Genomic DNA, 16,125 nt, shown 5'->3' on the forward strand with positions numbered 1-16,125 from the left:
CGCTTTAGCAGGCCAGCATCTTCTGGATGGCCTGACGTGTCACTCCAAGCTCTCGTGCGATGTCGGCCTGCGACAGGCCATGGTCGATGAGGCCCTGCATCAGAGCACGCCGCTCGGCCGCGAACTGCTGGGCCAGGCGGGCGTGGTGGATTGCTTGCTCTCGCACCTCCTTGATGCGACTGAAAGTCGGTTCATGCACGGAGAGGTCCTTGGTGTCTGCCATGCCCCCAGAATGACAACCCCTAGTTGTCACGTCAACCCCCCGTTGTCACCTCGCGCTCCAAAGATTCGCCGGAGAGGCGCTAGGCCGGTCACGCCGTAAGGTCCGCCCGCCCGGACCCCGCCTAAGGCCGCCCGCCCGCCACCTCCTGGCCCGCCCGATCCGCATGCGCTCCGGCCTCTCGCCGCGCGCCGGGTGCGGAGAGCAGTGCCATGCCGGCTGTGGCCGCCGCGGCGACCGCGAACCCGGCATGGGCTCCCGCCGCGTCCACCGCCCGCCCGGCGAGCGCGGATGCCGCGGCGGCACCGGCGGCAGTCGCCGAGTTGAGCCACGTGAAGGCCTGGGTGAGGACGGCGTCGGGAACAGTCGCCTGTGTCAGGACGGCGGCCAGGATCAGCAGCACCGGCACCGCGAGGCCGGTCACGGCAAGCGCGGCGGCGAGCGGCACCGGGGCATCCAGGAAGGTCAGCGGGAGACAGGCGACAACGAGACAGACGGCGGCGACGGCGCGCTGCCGCATCGGCGAGCCCGGCCACCGGCGCGCACCGTAGGCCCAACCCCCGACCAGATTCGTGCAGTTGGACACCGCGTACAGCAGCGGCGCGGCGTCCGGGGTGCCGCGGCCGACGGCGTAGGCGGTCACGGAGACCTGCATCGCGCCGAAGAATACGCCCAGGGCGAGGCCGATACCGACGAGCCGGGCGAAGGCGGCGCGGCGCAGGGCCCGTCCCGCGCCGCGGCGTTCGGCGTGGCTGGCGACTGGGGGCGCGGTGCGGCGCTGGGCGGCGAGGGCCAGGCCGCCGCCGACCACGAGGGCGGCGGCGAGGAGGACGCCGAGGCCCGGCCTCCCCGCGGCGCCGAGCACGCTCACCAGGGCGGGCCCCGCCAGGTAGGACAGCCCGTTGGCGAGTGCCTCCAGGGCGAACGCCCTCGGCAGGGCGGCGGCCCGCTCGCCAGACAGGAGGGCGGACCAGCGAGCGGCGGCCAGGGCACTGAGCTGGGGCAGTGTGGCGCCGACGAGGAAGCCGGACACCAGGTCCGGCGCCGCGCCCGTCAGCAGCAGCGCCACCGCCCCAGCATGCGCGAGCAGGATCCAGGGCAGGGTGCGGGTCTGCCCGAACCGGTCGATGAGCCGCCCGAGTTGCGGCCCCGAGATCGCGTCCGCGACGGCGAACCCACCGGTGACCAGGCCCGCAGCACCGTACGACCCGGTGCGCGCGTGCACCAGCCACACGATGCCGAGGGCTGTCATGGCAAGTCCGACGCGTCCGATGACGGCGGCGAGGAAGAAGGAAGAAGCTCCGGAAGTCCGCAGCAGGGTACGGTAGTTGGCCGAGGGCACGGCACGTCCCTTTCGCCGCCCGGCGGGACGCGCCACACGGGGTCGTCGGCGTCCGGATGTGCCGACCCGTGGCTGCGCCTGAAGCCGTCCAGTGCTGGCGTGGGGCGGGGACGCGCGTCCCACGCCGACTCCGTCACCGGGCGAGTGTTTCCGATGGTCTACGACGCTCGTCCGCGTCTACGTCTCCTTCTCTGGCCACGCAGTACGAACACGACGAGCCTAGACGGGAGCAGGCACCCACCGCCAGGGCCGCGAGCTCACGCGCCGGGTGACGGATCCGGTTCCCACTCCAGGAGCCGCACCGCGGCCACCGAGCGGATGTGCCTGCGCATCGCAGTCGCAGCGCACTACCCGGTGTGCCGCCCTCGACCGCTTCCAGGATCGCCCGGTGCTGGGCGAGCGACCGCCCGGTGTCCTGCTGGCCTGCATTGGCCTGGTGTTCCACAGCAGCCACCCCAGCGCGCATCTGCTGCTGGCACTGATCCTCGGGTACGTGGCGTTCTTCGCGGTTTCCTTCGGCACCATCACCTATGTGATCATGCCGAAATCTTCCCGACGCACATCCGCGGAGTGGCCGCCTCCATCGCCACCTTCGCTCTCTGGGGCGGCAACTACCTCGTCTCCCAGTTCTTCCCGATGCTCGTCGAGGGCATCGGCTCCTCCAGCACCCGCGCCGCCCCCAACGATCCACGCCGTACGCGTTCGAGGTGAGTGGCCCCTGACCCGCGGACGGTGACGGGAAGTACCACAAGGGCGGCGCACCACCTGACCAGCTGGCACACCCCTGATCGCTCCTCCCCTTCGTCGCCTCCGATGAGTGCCCCGCCATGCCTTGTCGCCCGCGACGAAGCCGGGGCCCGGCGTCTGCACCTACCTTCCGGACATCACCGGTTCGAGAAGCGGGCAGCCGCCGTGCCGCGTGGCGCGGCCGTTGCCGCTGATGACAGCAACCGAAAGGAGCAGCAGATGGCAGTGCGCACAGCACGGATCGGCGCGGTGGGCCTGGTGGCAGCGGCGGCTTTGACCGCAGCTTCGTTCACCTCGCCCGCGGCGGCCGGCGTCGGCTTGGGACATGCGCGGACCCAGCAGGCCATGGACGCCGCGGTCAAGGACGGGGTGCCCGGGGTCACTGGGCAGGTCAATGACGCGTACTCGGTCTGGATGGGCACGTCGGGCGTCGGGAACCTCACGACGGGTGCACCGCGCTCGGCGGTCGACCGCTACCGGATCGGCAGCATGACCAAGACCTTCGTCGCGACCGTGATGCTCCAGTTGGAGGCAGAGGGCAAGATCGACCTCGACAGCACAGTCGACACATGGCTGCCTGGGGTGGTCCAGGGCAACGGCAACGACGGCCGCCGGATATCCGTACGGCAGTTGCTCAACCACACCAGCGGGGTCCCCAGCTACACCGCCGACCCGGAATTTCTGAAGCGGGGCTTCACCGTGGAGTTCCTGGAGCACCGCTACGACACCTACACGCCCGAGCAGCTGGTGGACATCGCGATGCGCCAGAAGCCGCTCTTCGACCCGGGCACAGCATGGAGCTACTCGAACACCAACTACATTCTGGCCGGAATGATCATTCAGAAGGTCACGGGCCGCCCGTACGAGGACGAGATCAAGCGGCGCATCATCAACCCGCTCGGCCTGTACGCCACCTCCGTCCCCCGCACCGCCTCGTCGATGCCGGCGCCGAGTTCCCGTGCGTACTCCAAGCTTTCCCTGGCACCGCAGCCGACGGATCGGACGTACGACGTCACCGAGCTCAATCCGTCGGCCGCGGCCTCCGCGGGCGCGATGATCTCCAGCTCCGGTGACCTGAACCGCTTCTACTCGGCTCTGCTGGGCGGCAAGCTGCTGCCCGCGAAGCAACTGACGGAGATGAAGACCACCGTCCCGGTCAGCGGAGCCGGTCTGATCACGGCCTACGGGCTGGGGTTGATGAAGTTCTCGCCGTCCTGCGGTGCCGAGGTCTGGGGGCACGGCGGCAACATCCAGGGGTCGGCGTCCCAGGCCGTGACCTCGGCGGACGGCAAGCACTCGCTGTCCTTCAACTTCAACGGCGACTGGGCGGGGAACAGCCAGGCGGTCATCGAGGCCGAGTACTGCCCGAAGTGAACAAGGACAGCCGCACATGAGGCAGGGGTGGGCGACTGGACCACGGTCCGGTCCCCACCTCTGCCTCCTCCCCGCTTCCCGTCCGGGCGGCTGGCCCTGGCCTGCCAGTCAGCGTGCAGACGTGTCGTGGCGGCGCAGCAGGCGCAACTGCAGCATCAGTGCGAAGCGGACGTCGGGGTCGGTGAGGTCGGCCCGGGCGACTTCGGTGGCGCGGCGCAGGCGGTAACGGAAGGTGTTCTGGTGGACGTACATCGCGTCGGCGGAAGCCGGGACGTCGCCGAAAGCGTTGAGCCAGGCGCAGAGTGTGTCGACCAGTTGGGAGTCGTGCTGCAGGTCGTAGGCGAGCAGCCGGGCCAGCGGGCCGGTCGGCGGATCGCCTCGCTCGGCTGCGAGGTCGGCTAGGTCCAGCAGGAGCCCCTCGACGTGGACGTCCGAGATACGGGCGAGCTGCCGGGGGCCTCCGTGGGTGCGCAGGACGCGTAGTGCCCGGTCGGCTCCTTCTCGGGAGCGGGCCAGGGCGCTGCTGTCGGGGGCCGCGGGGCCGATGCCGATGAGCGGTGTCAGCCGGTCGCCGATGCGCGTGAGGAAGTCGGTGCCGGTACGGGCTGCCCTCTCCTCCGCGTCCGTCTGGTGGAGTGGCACGGGGAGGATTCCGTAGGCGACGTCGCCGATGAGCGCCGTGGCTGCGCGGGCGTGGATCGCGGAGAGATGCATGGCGAAGGCGTCGGCCAGGCGCTGGCGTTCGGCCGTGTGCTGGGCGTGCAGATCGGTCGAGCCGGTCAGCTCGGGCGGGTCCGGCACGGCCAGGGCGAGGACGACGCCCGCGTAGTCGGTCAGACCGAGCCGGCTCAGCGCCTCAGCGGCGCCCGGTCCGCCTTCCAGGGCTGTGGAGACCAGGTCGGTACGCAGGCGCCGCTCGACGTCGGCGCCGGCCCGCAGGCGCAGCATGTGCAGGGCCACCAGTTTGGCCGCATCGCGCAGCGCCTGGCCGCGCTGCGCAGTGAGCGGGGTGTGGACGACGGCCCAGATGGAGCCGAGGAGTTCGTCCCCGGCGCGTACGGCGATCGCGGCGCGCGGGATATGGAATCCGTCGCTCTCGGGCGGGTCGACGTGGACCGGCTGGTCGCTGCGGTAGAGGGAGCGGAAGATCCCCCGGTCTTCGAGGAAACGGGTGAAGCGTTCGGGCACCTGGCGGCCCAGTACGGTTTCCACCCGGGAGGGGTCGGCCTCGTCCTGGCCTCCGGAGAAGGCCAGGACACGGGAGCTGCGGTCCTCGATGGTGATGGGGGCGTCGAGGAGTGCGGCCACCGCGTTGGCCAGGGCGAACAGATCGCCGGACGGCGTGCCGCCCAGTTTCTGCGGGCCCGCCTCGCCGACGTCGCCGTCCGCGAGCAGCGAGCGCAGCAGCGCAGCGAGCTGGGCCCAAGAGGCTCCGCGGGTCAGCGCGAGCAGGGCCACCCCGGAGCTCTCCGCCGCCGCCGTCACCACGGCGTCGGTCGGCACCGGGGCGCGGACCACCAGCGCGGCAGCGCCGGCGTCGCCTAGGGCGGTGAGCAGCCGGGCGGTCTCGCCCGCCCCGTGGACGCCGATGCCGAGTACCAGCGCCTGCCGGGGCAACACCGGTTCGTCCTGTGCATCGTGGATGACCACCCCGCCGATGTCGTCGGCCGTGTCCGGGTCTCCGCACACGAGGTCGAGCAGGGTGGTGCCGAGGTCATCCAGGACCCGCCTGAGGCTGGCCCGCGGTTGTGTGTTCACTGCGCCCCGTACCCCCAGTCCCGCCGGACAGTGCTCACGGCCGTTCTTCGTCGGTGTGGACGGGATTGTGCGGTGTCTTCGTCGGCCGCCACAAGTACCTCGTCACAGGGGAATCCACTCGGTCTCGACGGTGACCTCAGCCAGGACCTCGGGGAGCGGCACGACTCCGAGTCCGGGACCCTCGGGGACCGGGAGGTGGCCGTCGGCCAGTACGAACGGCTCGGTGATGTCGGTGCGGTAGAAACGGTCGGAGGCGGAGACGTCGCCGGGCAGGGTGAAACCCGGCAGCGCGGCCAGAGAGACGTTCGCGGCACGGCCGAGGCCGGTCTCCAGCATGCCGCCGCACCACACCGGCACGCCGTGCGCGGCGCACACGTCGTGGATACGGCGGGCCTCCAGATAGCCGCCGACCCGGCCGGGCTTGATGTTCACGATGCTGCACGCGCCCAGGGTGATCGCCGCCGCGGCGGCGCGGGCGGAGGTGATCGACTCGTCCAGGCACAGCGGTGTGGCCAGGGTCCTTGCCAGCTGCGCATGGCCGAGGAGGTCTTCCTCGTCCAGCGGCTGCTCGATCAGCAGGAGCCCGTACGGGTCGAGTTGGGCCAGATGCCGGGCATCGGCAAGGGTGTACGCGGTATTGGCGTCGACCTGGAGCAGCAAGTCGTCGCCGAAGTGCTCGCGTACCGCACGTACCGGCTCGATGTCCCAGCCGGGCTCGATCTTGAGCTTGATACGGCGATAACCCTCGTCGAGGTAGTCGGCCACAGCCTCGAGGAGTTCCGGCACCGAATCCATGATGCCCACGGACACCCCGCACGGCACACGGTCGTGGACGGCACCCAGCTCGCGCGCCAACGGCACTCCTCGGGTGCGCAGTTCCGCGTCGAGTACGGCCATCTCCAGCGCGGCCTTCGCCATCCGGTGGCCCTTGAACGGCTCCAGGGCCGGGGTGACGCCGGTCGCATCCAGTCGTCGGCACCGCCCCAGTGCGGGAACGAGGAATCGGCGCAGCACATCGGCGCAGGCGGCCACGTACTCCGAGGAGTACAGCGGGTCTGCCATCGCCACGCACTCGCCCCAGCCCTCGGCGTCGGTGCTCACCGCGCGCAGCAGCAGCGCCGTGCGCTCCGTCTGTGTACCGAACGAGGTACGGAAGGGGGCTACCAACGGCAGCCGGACCTGGCGGACTTCGACTCCGGTGAGTTTCACTGTGCGTCCTTGTCTTCGAGGAGGTACCAGCCGGTGCGGTCGAACCCCGTCACCTGCCACCTGTCGGCGAGCAACCCGCCGAGGACATCGCGTACGGCGGAGCGCCACGTCGCCGCGGACCGCGGGTCGCTGTGACGCAGCGACTCGATGTCCTGCGGCACAGCGACCAGAGTCCGCGGCCCGCGGACGGGGTGAGCCTGCGGCCGGCCGTCGTCCGTGGCGCCGAGAGCAGCGGTGGCGCCGCCTGCGCGTTCGGCCACGGCGTCGGTGGCCGGGTGGCGGCCGTGGCAGGCTGCGGCGGCCTCGGGCCCGGTCAGCTGCCACTCCACCAGGAGACGATCGGTGTCGTCGGCGCCGTTGATGGCGTCGTGCATCCGGCCGTAGAAGTTGGGCAGGTACTGCGCGGGCCGGGCCGCGAGCTTGCCGATGTTGAAGTAGGCGTTGCGCCGTATCAGCGGATCGAATGTCCAGGACACCTGGGCCGCGCCGCGCTGGAGCGCCCAGCTGCGCTGGTGGGTTTTGAGGGCGAAGCCGACACTGCGGCCACGCATCCGGGCGGAGACGCCGGCGATGTGGCTGTGCAGGGCGCCGTCGGGCGGCGGGCCGAAGAAGCCGATGCAGGCGCCGACCAGTTCGTCGCCTGCCTCTCCGTCGAAGGCGGCCGCGACGTAGCTGCCGGCCTTGTCCATCGCGCGCAGCAGCTCGGTGGTGGCCAGCGCGTTCTCGCCGGCGGGTTTCCAGATGCCTTCGAAGAGCCGGCAGGCCGCTTCCAGATCCGCCAGGGCGCTGATCGGCCGCACGTGGCAGCCGGCCGCGTGCGCGGCTGCATCGGCCGCTGTCAGCGCGTCCGCCACGAGCCGGTGGCCTGCTTCGGGAGTGAAGGGAGGCGCAGCGGATATGTCCGTCATCAGGTATTTCCGCCGATCGTTTTGGCGTCACTGTCGCGCGCGGTCAGCGGGGACGCGGCGAGCAGGTCACCGATGAGTGCCGCCAACAGTGCTGTTCGGCGCGGGAGCTCAGCGACGAGCACATGCTCGTCGGCGGCGTGCGCGCCGCCGCCCACCGCGCCGAGTCCGTCCAGGGTCGGGATGCCGATACCTGCGGTGAAGTTGCCGTCCGATGCTCCCCCCACAGCGGCAGCCGAAATGGGGTATCCGCTGCTCGGGCGAAGCCGAGAGCCCGGGTCGGGGCCGAGGCCGAGCTCTCCGGCCAGTTGCCGGGCACGGCGGTACAGCGCCTCCGATGCGGCAGGGGTCAGGGGCGGGCGGTTGGGTCCGCCGGTCACCTGCACCGTCGCACCGTCGAGTACGGGCCGCAGCCCGTGGAGCGCGGTGTCCACACGCATCTGTTCCGCGACGTCGCGCACCCGGACGTCGACGGAGAACCGGCCGTGGGCGGGGACGGTGTTGGTGGTGGTTCCGGCGCTCAGCAGCGTCGGCGTGACCGTGGTGCCTGCGTCGATGCCGGACAGTGCGGCGACCACGAGTATCTGGTGGGCGGTCTCGATGGCGGCGTTCACTCCGCGCTCCGGTTCCAGTCCCGCATGGGCGGCCCGGCCGCCGACTCGTATCTCGTACTGGGAAACTCCTTTGCGCTCGGTCTTCAGCGCGCCGCCGTCGGCGGATGCCTCCAGGACCAGCGCCGCGGCGCAGCCGGCCGCCTCGGACTCGATCAGCTCCCGCGACGACGGCGAGCCGAGCTCTTCGTCGCCGGTGACCAGGAGGGTCACCCCGTCGAGGGCGACGGCGCCGAGCGCGGCGATGGCGTGGAAGGCCATGACGAGTCCCGCCTTCATGTCGAAGCAACCGGGCCCGCGCAGCACGCCGTCGCGGACCGTGAACGGGTGGGCGGTCAGGGAACCGACGGGCCACACCGTGTCGTGGTGGCCGAGCAGCAGGACGCGCCGGGGGCCACTGCCCAGACGCCAGCGCAGATGGGTGTGGCCGTCCACCGTGATGACGTCGGGCGCGGCGCCGAGGTACGGTGCCGCGATCGTGGCGACTGCCTCGGCGCTGCGGGCCACGGCGGTGAGGTCGGCCGACGGCGACTCGGTGCGTACCAGACGTCCGATCTCGTCGATGATGGCGGGCAGCGCGGCCTCGTACCGGTCCACGGGGATGGCTTCGTGCGGCATCTGCATGCCGTGCGGCTGCTTCACGTCAGGACACCTTCGGGGTCGCACGGACGCCGAAGTGCACGTACGGCTCACCGGTCGGCAGTGCGTAGAAGGTCACGGGGGTCGCTGTCCTGCTGCCGGGCAGCGTGACGACGAAGAGGTCGTCCGACACGGGCACCAGTGCGCCCTCCTGCACCGTCTCGGGCACCAGAGCGGCGAGTGGACCTGTCACCGTGTGGCGCAGCCGCAGTCCGCCGGTACCCTCAAGGATTTCGATGCGCGCACCGGCCCGCTCGTATCGGCCCAGGTGGCGGCCGGCGTCCACCGTCACCGGCTCGACCGGCGGCCGGAGCGGCTGCGGCAGGGTCACCCCGGCCAGTTCGGCGAAGATCTCCCTGAACAGTTCCAGGTACAGGTCGTGGGCTCCCCCGCCGTTGGTGAGCAGGGTGACGGCAAGGTTCTGTCCGGGCAGCAGGCGCAGGAATGCAGACTGGCCGATGGTGTTGCCGTCGTGTCCGAGGAGCCGGTGGCCGCCGCCCCCGTCGAAACGCATCCAGCCCAGTCCCCAGGAGTCCCCGAGGGAGTGCACATCCGGCAGGTCGACCTCCTTCTCGGTCATCGCGTACACGGCCTGCTGCGACAGGACGCGGGTGCCGTCGGCGGCGATGCCACCGGCCAGGTGCATACGGGCGAAGGCCAGGACGTCGGAGGCCGTCGCGGTGATCAGTCCGGCCGGTCCTGCGGAGCGGGGCAGGCTCCATACCGGGACCGGCCGCGGGTCCTCGTCGCCCTGGGCGTCGTGCCCCATCGCGGTGCGGAAGCGCAGCGCCTCCTCCGGCAGCGTGACGGTGTGCGCGAGCCCCAGGGGGGAGAACAGCCGCTCCTTGAGGGCGCTGTCCCAGTTCATGCCGGTGAGCCTTTCGATGACCCGGCCGGCAAGTACGAAGCCCGAGTTGCAGTACGAGAACGTCGCCCCCAGCGGATGGATCTGCGCCGCTGCGCCCAACTCGTCCACGTAGCGCTCGACGCAGTCGTCACCACGGCCGGTGTCGGTGAAGATGTCGCCGTCGATACCGCTGGTGTGTGTGAGCAGTTGGCGCACGGTCAGCTGTTTCGCCGTGTGCGGGTCGGCGAGCCGCAGCTCCGGCAGGACATCGGTGAGGGGGGCGTCGAGGTCGAGCTTCCCCTCGTCGACCAGCTGCATGATCACGGTGGCGGTCCACACCTTGGTGATGGACCCGATCTGGAAGAGCGATTCCTCGGTGGCCCGCACACCGGTGTCCTTGTTGAGCACGCCACAAGCGGCCAGAGCGGCTTCGTCACCCCGGGCGATGCCCAGCACCGCGCCCGGTACCCGGTGCCGGGCCGCCAGTTCGCCGAGACGTCGCTTCCAGTGCGCGGCGTCCAGCCGGGTACGCGCCGAGCGTCCGGGTTCACCGGCGTGGCGCTCCACCCAGTCGACGGTGCGACGGGCGAGGTCGCCGCGGTGGGAGGGCGGTCCGTCGAGCAGGAACAGGTGCGAACCGCCCGGGTAGAGCACCAGCCGGGTGGGCACGCCGCGCTCCCTCAGCGCGGCGAACCACTGCTCGGCCTGCCCGACCGGACAGCGCTCGTCAGCCGCGCCGTGCACCACCAGCGTCGGAGTGCGGACATGCTCCACCCGCGAGTACGGGGAAAGTTCGGCCCAGAGCCCACGGTTCTGCCACGGCGCGCCGCCCAGTTCGGCCGCCGCCAGCGGGTGGGCCTCGTCGCTGGTGCCGCATATGCTGGTGAGGTCGCTGACCACACCACCGGCGACCGCTGCGGCGAAGCGGTGGTCACGGCTGGTGAGGTAGCAGGTCATGAAGCCGCCGTAGCTGTAGCCGGCCACGGCCAGTCGCTGTGGATCGGCGATTCGTTCGGCGACCAGGGTGTCCAGCGGTTCGAGGAAATCCGGCGCGTCCGCCGTGCCCCATGCTCCGCGTGCGGCGGTGAAGAACGCCTCGCCGTACCCGTCGCTGCCGCGGGGGTTGAGCAGCAGCACCGACCAGCCGCGTGCCGCCAGTACCTGGTGGTACGGGCGGAAGGGGTCCGCTGCCCCGTTCCAGGCGTTGTGCGGCCCGCCATGGATGTCGAGCAGCAGCGGCGCCGGGCCCGTGGTGGCCGGGTCTCGCAGCAGCCAGCCGTGCACCCTGGTGCCGTCGGACACGGTGAACTCCCTGTCCTGCGGCTGCAGTAGCTCCACATCCCCCAGTTGCGCCCCGTGCCGGGTGAGCACCTGCTCCCGGCCGGTGGACACCTCGACGGTCACGATCTCGCCGTACGAGGTGGGAGTCGCCACGACGACGGCGGCGGTGTCACCGGCGGTGGACAGGCCGGAGACGACACGGCCCGCACCGCCGACGAGCACCCGGGGTTCGCCGCCGTCGGCGTCGCTCGCGTACAGGTGGGTGCAGCTGCGCTCCCGCAGGCAGAACAGCAACCACCGGCCGTCGTCGGCCGGTCGGGGCAGGGCACCCGGGTAGCCGGGGCCACCGGGCATCACATTGCGGTCGAGCCCGGCGGTGAGGTCGGCCGGTGCGCCGCCGTGCACCGGCAAGCGCAGCACACTCGCGTGGCCGATCGCAGTGTCCGTGCGCCCCACGACCAGCAGTGCCGCACCGTCCGCCGTCCAGTTCACGGCGTGCGCGGTGCCCGCGCCGCAGCCGACCGGCCGCGGTTTCGCACCGGAAGTCAGGCAGTCCACCACGTACACCTCGGAGCGCAGCGTCAGGTCGGCATCGGCGCCGCGCGCCGCGCAGAAGGCGAGGCTGCGCCCGTCCGGCGACCAGGCGGGGCTTTCCGCGTGCCAGTCGCCGTGGGTGACCTGCCGGACCGCGCGGCTGTCGAGATCCACCAGGTGAAGGTGGCTGCGGGCCATGCCCCACAGGCCCCGGCCGTCGGCCTTGTAACCGAGCCGGTCCGTCACGACAGGGGCCAGGGCCGTTCCGGGAGCGGCGGTCTTCTGGTTGCTGTCGACCGGGGACGGGAAGGCGATCGTGGTGCCGTCCGGACTCCACACCGGCGCACCGGCGCCCGATGGAAGGTCCGTGAGCGGCTCGGGTTCACCGCCCTCGGCGGGGAGCAGCCACAGCTGCGGGGGGCCTTCGCCGCCGCGCAGGAAGGCGATCCACCGGCCGTCGGGAGACCACGCCGGCGCGGTGTCGGCGGGGCCGCGGGTGAGCGGCCGTGCCGCGCCGCCGCCCGTCGGCACTATCCACAACGCGCGGTCGTTGCGGTCGTGTTCGCGGTCGGCGGTGCGCAGCACGTAGGTGATGCGCGTGCCGTCCGGGGACAGCGCCGGCTGCTCCGGAAGCGCGATGGCGTAGAGGTCGTCGAAGCCCAGGCGTCGCGTCACAGTGTGCTGTCTCCTCGTGGACGGAGCGGATAGGGGCGGATCGCGAGAGTCACAACGTGCCTTCCGTACGCGGCTGTTGCGGCAGCGCGAGGTCCGCGGTGGCTGCGAAGTGACACGCGGCCCGGTGGGGCCGTGCGGCGGCGTCCTCGGCAGGATCGCTGGTGCGGCACACGTCGCGCCCGGCATGGATCCGGGGGCCGGCGGAGCAGCGCAGGTGGTAGCGGCAGCCGATCGGCGGGTGATGCGGGTCGGCAGGCTCGATGGCGATAACGGCGTCGGTGACCGGGTCCGCGCCGGTTTCCGACGCAGGGCTACGGGTGGGCACGGCGGCGAGCAGGTCGCGGGTGTAGGGGTGGCGCGGGTCTGCGAGGACTTCCTCGGTGGGCCCGGCCTCGACGATCCTGCCGAGATACATCACAGCGACATGGTCGCTGAGATAGCGCACCACGGCCAGATTGTGCGAGATGAACAGCATGGTCAGTTTCATCTGCCGCTGCACGCCGCGCATCAGGTTGAGCACGGCGCCCTGGACGGAGACGTCGAGGGCGGAGGTGATCTCGTCGGCGATGACGACCTGCGGCCTCCCGGCCAGGGCCCGGGCGAGTGCCACGCGCTGCCGCTGGCCGCCGGAGAGCTGCCCGGGCAGCATCGGGGCCCGGCCCGGATCGAGGTTGACCTGCTCGAGCAGGCGGGCGACCTCGGTTCGGCGAGCCGCCCCGCCGCGGCCTCGTATCCGCGGCAGAGCCTCGGCGATGGATTCCCCGATACTCATCCGCGGATCGAGGGAGGAGTACGGGTCCTGGAAGACCATCTGCAGTGGGCGGCGCCGCCCGCGCAGCTGACGTACATCGGTCCCGTCCAGCAGGATGCGGCCCGATGCGAGCGGGGCCAGCCCGACCGCGGCGCGGGCCAGTGTCGACTTCCCCGAGCCCGACTCCCCCACCAGGCCGACCACTTGCCCGGCCGGCACGGTCAGGTGGGCGCCGTCCACGGCGGTCAGGGCATGGCGGCGGGGCCCGTAGCGCACGCTCACTCCGTCGAAGACGAGCTCGCTCATGCTGTGCCTCCTGTCGTGGTCTCTTCGACCAGCGCGGTCTCGTCCTGGACGGGGTGCCAGCAGGCGATCCGGTGTCCGACGGTGTACGTGACCGGCTCGGGGTCCGCACCGCGACAGCGGTCGTCGGCGTGGGGGCAGCGCGGGGCGAACGCGCACCCTTCCGGCACCTGGTCGGGCTCCGGCGGACGGCCGGGGATCACGGCCAGCGGGCTCTCCCGGTCGGTGCCGAGGTCCGGTACGGCAGCCAGCAGAGCCCGTGTGTAGGGGTGCCGGGCCGCCTTGAACGGGTCGGCTGCGGGCAGGTCTTCGACGATGCGGCCCGCGTACATGACGAGTACCCGGTCGCAGGTCCGGGCGACGACCGCGATGTCGTGGCTGATGAGCAGAATGGCGGTGGCCCGCTCTGCCCGTACTTCGGTGAGCAGGCGCAGCACCTGCCGCTGTACGGTGACATCGAGGGCGGTGGTCGGCTCGTCCGCGATGATCAGCCTGGGGTCGCCCATCAGCCCGGCCCCGATCATCGCGCGCTGCCGCATGCCGCCGGAGAACTCGTGCGGATACTGGCGCGCACGCCGATCCGGAGCGGGTATGTGCACGACGCGCAGCCGGTCCACGGCCCGTGTGAACGCGGCGCGCCGGGACAAGCCTTGATGGTGTTCGGCGACTTCGGCGAGCTGGCGTCCCACGCTCATGACGGGATTGAACGAGGACATCGGGTCCTGAAAGACCATCGCCAGCGAGGTCCCGAGGAGGAGGCGCAGCTCCTTCTCGCCCGTGTCGAGCAGCGGCGTACCGGTGAACTCCAGGCGCTGGGCGGTGACGTGGGCCGGCGGTTCGACGAGCCGGGACACGGCCATCGCGGTCAGGCTCTTGCCCGAGCCGGACTCGCCCACCACGCCGACGGCCTCGCCCGGGTGTACGGCGAAGCTGACCCCGCGTACCGGGGTGGTCCACCCCGCGGGCCCCGGGAAGGCCACCCGCAGGTCGTCCACCGCGAGGACCGGTTGCCCTTCGCTGTCCGTCCGGTGCCCGGCGGCGCCCGGGGCGGGCGGTCGGAGGGGGCGGTGGCGGACGCTCCGGGGCGGCAGGGTACGTACGCCGAGAGCGGCGGCGGCCTCGCCGAAGAGGTTGAACGCCAGACCGGTGACGATGACCGCCGCACACGGCGCGAGCGCGGGCGCGGGGGTGAGGTTGATCCGGCCCAGACCCTCGCCGAGGAGCCGGCCCCAGTCGTAGTCCGGAGCCTGTACACCCAGGCCGAGGAACGAGAGGCCGGCAAAGGCCAGCAGCGATGTGCCCGCGCCGATGGTGGCGTTGACGGCCAGCGGCTCGGCGATGTTGGGCAGGATGTGGCGTATCAGGAGCCGGATCCGGCCGACGCCGACGGTCCGGGCCGCGGCCACGAAGTCCTGGCCCGCGACCGACGCACTCAGTGTCTGGGTGAGCCTGGCGAAGGCCGGGGCCATCGCCAGGCCGATCGCCAGCACCGCGCCGGTCGCGCCCACTCCGAAGATGACTGCGAAGAACAGGGCGAGCAGCAGGCCGGGAAAGGCGACGGCGATGTTCACCACGGAGGTCACAAGACGCCCTGCCCGGCGCGGCAGCACCGAAGGCGCCGTACCCATGACCAGTCCCAGGACCACACCCAGGGAGGTCGCGGTCACCGCCAGAAGCAACGACAGCCGGGTGGCCACCAGCACGCGGAAGAGGACGTCGCGGCCCAGGTCGTCCGTGCCCAACAGATGTGCGTCGGACGGCCCTTGCTGGAGCGCGGCGGTGTCCACCACGGACGCCCTGTCCCCCCACAGGACCGGAGCGAGGACGGCCAGGACGACCACCGCGAGCAGGAGCAGCCCGGCGCATGCGCCCACGGGGGTGCGGGCGGCCGCCGACCATCGGGAGCGGGGCGCGGACATCAGACCTCCCTGATCACGGAGCGCGGGTCGAGCAGGGCGAGGCCCACATCGACCAGCAGGTTCACCACCAGCACTCCGGTCCCGTAGACGAGCACAATGCCCTGCACCACCGGATAGTCCTTCAGCAGGATGGACTGCACGATCGTCGAGCCGAGGCCGGGCCAGGCGAACACGTTCTCCACGAGCACCGTCCCGGCGACCAGCGCCGAGAGCAGCAGACCGCCGACAGTGAGCGTGGCGGTCAGGGCGTTGGGCAGCGCGTGGCGCACGTACACGCTGCGCGGCGGCAGCCGCTTGGCGCGCGCGGTGCGCACGAAGTCCTGGCCCAGCACCGACAGCATCTCCACCCGGCAGATCCGGGCCAGCACCGAGGCGGGGCCCGTGGACAGGGCCACCACCGGCAGCACGTACGAGCCGGGCCCTTGCCGGCCCGCGACGGGGAACCAGCCGAGGCGAACCGCGAACACATAGGCCAGCACGACCGCGAGCAGGAACTCCGGTACGGCGGCCAGTAGCACGCTGCCCGAGGTGAAGGCCAGTTCGGCGCCGCGCCGGCGCCCGCCCCGGGTCAGGGCGGCCATCGCCGTGCCCAGCGGGACGGCGATCGCCATGGCCAGTACGAAGGCGAGGCCGGCCAGTTGCAGGGTCGCGGGCAGCCGGTCGCCGATCGTCTGCGTCACGGGCAGTCCGCTGATGGTGGAACTGCCCAGGTCGCCGGTGAACAGCCCGCCCAGGAAGTGCAGATACTGCTGCCCCAGCGGGGCGTCGAGGCCGAGTTCCGCGCGCCGCGCCGCGACCATGTCCGGCGAGGCGGTCATACCCAGTGCGGCGCGCACCGGGTCACCGGGGACGAGGTGGATCATCAGGAAGGCCGCGGTGAGGAGCACCCACAGCGACACCGCCAGGCGGGCCGCGCGCCTGATGCCGAAGAGCAGCCACCGGTGGTTCCACCAGTCGGTGGCCGATGCCTTCGGCGTCCCCGGGACGGCCGTCGCAGTCGTCATCGAGCC

12 protein-coding genes and 1 pseudogene are annotated in these 16,125 nt (G+C 71.7%); 2 read left to right on the plus strand and 11 right to left on the minus strand.

The genetic code is table 11. From position 1 onward, the window contains the following. Positions 1 to 4: 4 nt before the first annotated feature. The 3 genes and pseudogenes from AB0436_RS28725 to AB0436_RS28735 all read right to left on the minus strand — a co-directional run. Entirely contained in the window at positions 5 to 223 is a 219-nt protein-coding gene (locus AB0436_RS28725; RefSeq protein ID WP_366470928.1) for a helix-turn-helix domain-containing protein, read from the minus strand. A gap of 121 nt (positions 224 to 344) precedes the next feature. Then, complete coding sequence (locus tag AB0436_RS28730) at positions 345 to 1,562, minus strand: MFS transporter (protein WP_366470865.1); 1,218 nt, start codon at positions 1,560 to 1,562, stop codon at positions 345 to 347. A 257-nt stretch (positions 1,563 to 1,819) separates the two neighbouring features. Beyond that, positions 1,820 to 1,986: pseudogene (locus tag AB0436_RS28735) on the minus strand (FCD domain-containing protein); the annotation flags it as partial. Here AB0436_RS28735 and AB0436_RS28740 point away from each other — a divergent pair. After that, complete coding sequence (locus AB0436_RS28740; RefSeq protein ID WP_366470866.1) at positions 1,917 to 2,273, plus strand: MFS transporter; 357 nt, start codon at positions 1,917 to 1,919, stop codon at positions 2,271 to 2,273. The pseudogene AB0436_RS28735 and the gene AB0436_RS28740 overlap by 70 nt on opposite strands. Positions 2,274 to 2,528: 255 nt before the next feature. After that, positions 2,529 to 3,683, plus strand: a complete 1,155-nt coding sequence (locus tag AB0436_RS28745; RefSeq protein ID WP_366470867.1) for a serine hydrolase domain-containing protein — start codon at positions 2,529 to 2,531, stop codon at positions 3,681 to 3,683. A 108-nt stretch (positions 3,684 to 3,791) separates the two neighbouring features. Here AB0436_RS28745 and AB0436_RS28750 read toward each other — a convergent pair whose 3' ends face one another. The 8 genes from AB0436_RS28750 to AB0436_RS28785 all read right to left on the minus strand — a co-directional run bounded on the left by AB0436_RS28750 (position 3,792) and on the right by AB0436_RS28785 (position 16,119). Then, the gene (locus tag AB0436_RS28750; RefSeq protein ID WP_366470869.1) at positions 3,792 to 5,441 is read right to left on the minus strand and encodes a helix-turn-helix domain-containing protein; all 1,650 of its coding nucleotides are present in this window, start codon (positions 5,439 to 5,441) and stop codon (positions 3,792 to 3,794) included. A 102-nt stretch (positions 5,442 to 5,543) separates the two neighbouring features. Further along, positions 5,544 to 6,650: an o-succinylbenzoate synthase gene (gene menC / locus AB0436_RS28755; protein WP_366470870.1), complete on the minus strand. Its 1,107-nt coding sequence runs from the start codon at positions 6,648 to 6,650 to the stop codon at positions 5,544 to 5,546. Continuing rightward, on the minus strand, positions 6,647 to 7,558 hold the full coding sequence (locus AB0436_RS28760; RefSeq protein ID WP_366470871.1) for a GNAT family N-acetyltransferase: 912 nt from the start codon (positions 7,556 to 7,558) through the stop codon (positions 6,647 to 6,649). The genes menC and AB0436_RS28760 overlap by 4 nt, the downstream gene beginning before the upstream one ends. Beyond that, positions 7,558 to 8,784: a M20/M25/M40 family metallo-hydrolase gene (locus tag AB0436_RS28765; protein WP_366470926.1), complete on the minus strand. Its 1,227-nt coding sequence runs from the start codon at positions 8,782 to 8,784 to the stop codon at positions 7,558 to 7,560. Before AB0436_RS28765 ends, AB0436_RS28760 begins: the two co-directional genes overlap by 1 nt. A gap of 25 nt (positions 8,785 to 8,809) precedes the next feature. After that, positions 8,810 to 12,142: a serine hydrolase gene (locus tag AB0436_RS28770; RefSeq protein WP_366470872.1), complete on the minus strand. Its 3,333-nt coding sequence runs from the start codon at positions 12,140 to 12,142 to the stop codon at positions 8,810 to 8,812. Positions 12,143 to 12,191: 49 nt separating this feature from the next. Then, on the minus strand, positions 12,192 to 13,199 hold the full coding sequence (locus AB0436_RS28775; protein ID WP_366470873.1) for an oligopeptide/dipeptide ABC transporter ATP-binding protein: 1,008 nt from the start codon (positions 13,197 to 13,199) through the stop codon (positions 12,192 to 12,194). Then, entirely contained in the window at positions 13,196 to 15,115 is a 1,920-nt protein-coding gene (locus AB0436_RS28780) for a dipeptide/oligopeptide/nickel ABC transporter permease/ATP-binding protein (protein WP_366470874.1), read from the minus strand. Before AB0436_RS28780 ends, AB0436_RS28775 begins: the two co-directional genes overlap by 4 nt. After that, complete coding sequence (locus tag AB0436_RS28785) at positions 15,115 to 16,119, minus strand: ABC transporter permease (RefSeq protein ID WP_366470876.1); 1,005 nt, start codon at positions 16,117 to 16,119, stop codon at positions 15,115 to 15,117. The genes AB0436_RS28780 and AB0436_RS28785 overlap by 1 nt, the downstream gene beginning before the upstream one ends. Between the last annotated feature and the right edge of the window lie 6 nt (positions 16,120 to 16,125).

Origin of the sequence: Streptomyces sp. NPDC051322, assembly GCF_040689485.1 — a bacterium.
In the GTDB taxonomy this organism is placed as follows: Bacteria; Actinomycetota; Actinomycetes; order Streptomycetales; family Streptomycetaceae; genus Streptomyces.

Bases quoted from the DNA above. Each gene is read 5' to 3' on its own strand.
- AB0436_RS28725 (WP_366470928.1), bottom strand. From the start codon at position 223: ATGGCAGACACCAAGGACCTCTCCGTGCATGAACCGACTTTCAGTCGC.
- AB0436_RS28745 (WP_366470867.1), top strand. From the start codon at position 2,529: ATGGCAGTGCGCACAGCACGGATCGGCGCGGTGGGCCTGGTGGCAGCG.
- AB0436_RS28760 (WP_366470871.1), bottom strand. From the start codon at position 7,558: ATGACGGACATATCCGCTGCGCCTCCCTTCACTCCCGAAGCAGGCCAC.
- AB0436_RS28765 (WP_366470926.1), bottom strand. From the start codon at position 8,784: ATGCCGCACGAAGCCATCCCCGTGGACCGGTACGAGGCCGCGCTGCCC.
- AB0436_RS28775 (WP_366470873.1), bottom strand. From the start codon at position 13,199: ATGAGCGAGCTCGTCTTCGACGGAGTGAGCGTGCGCTACGGGCCCCGC.
- AB0436_RS28780 (WP_366470874.1), bottom strand. From the start codon at position 15,115: ATGTCCGCGCCCCGCTCCCGATGGTCGGCGGCCGCCCGCACCCCCGTG.
- AB0436_RS28785 (WP_366470876.1), bottom strand. From the start codon at position 16,119: ATGACGACTGCGACGGCCGTCCCGGGGACGCCGAAGGCATCGGCCACC.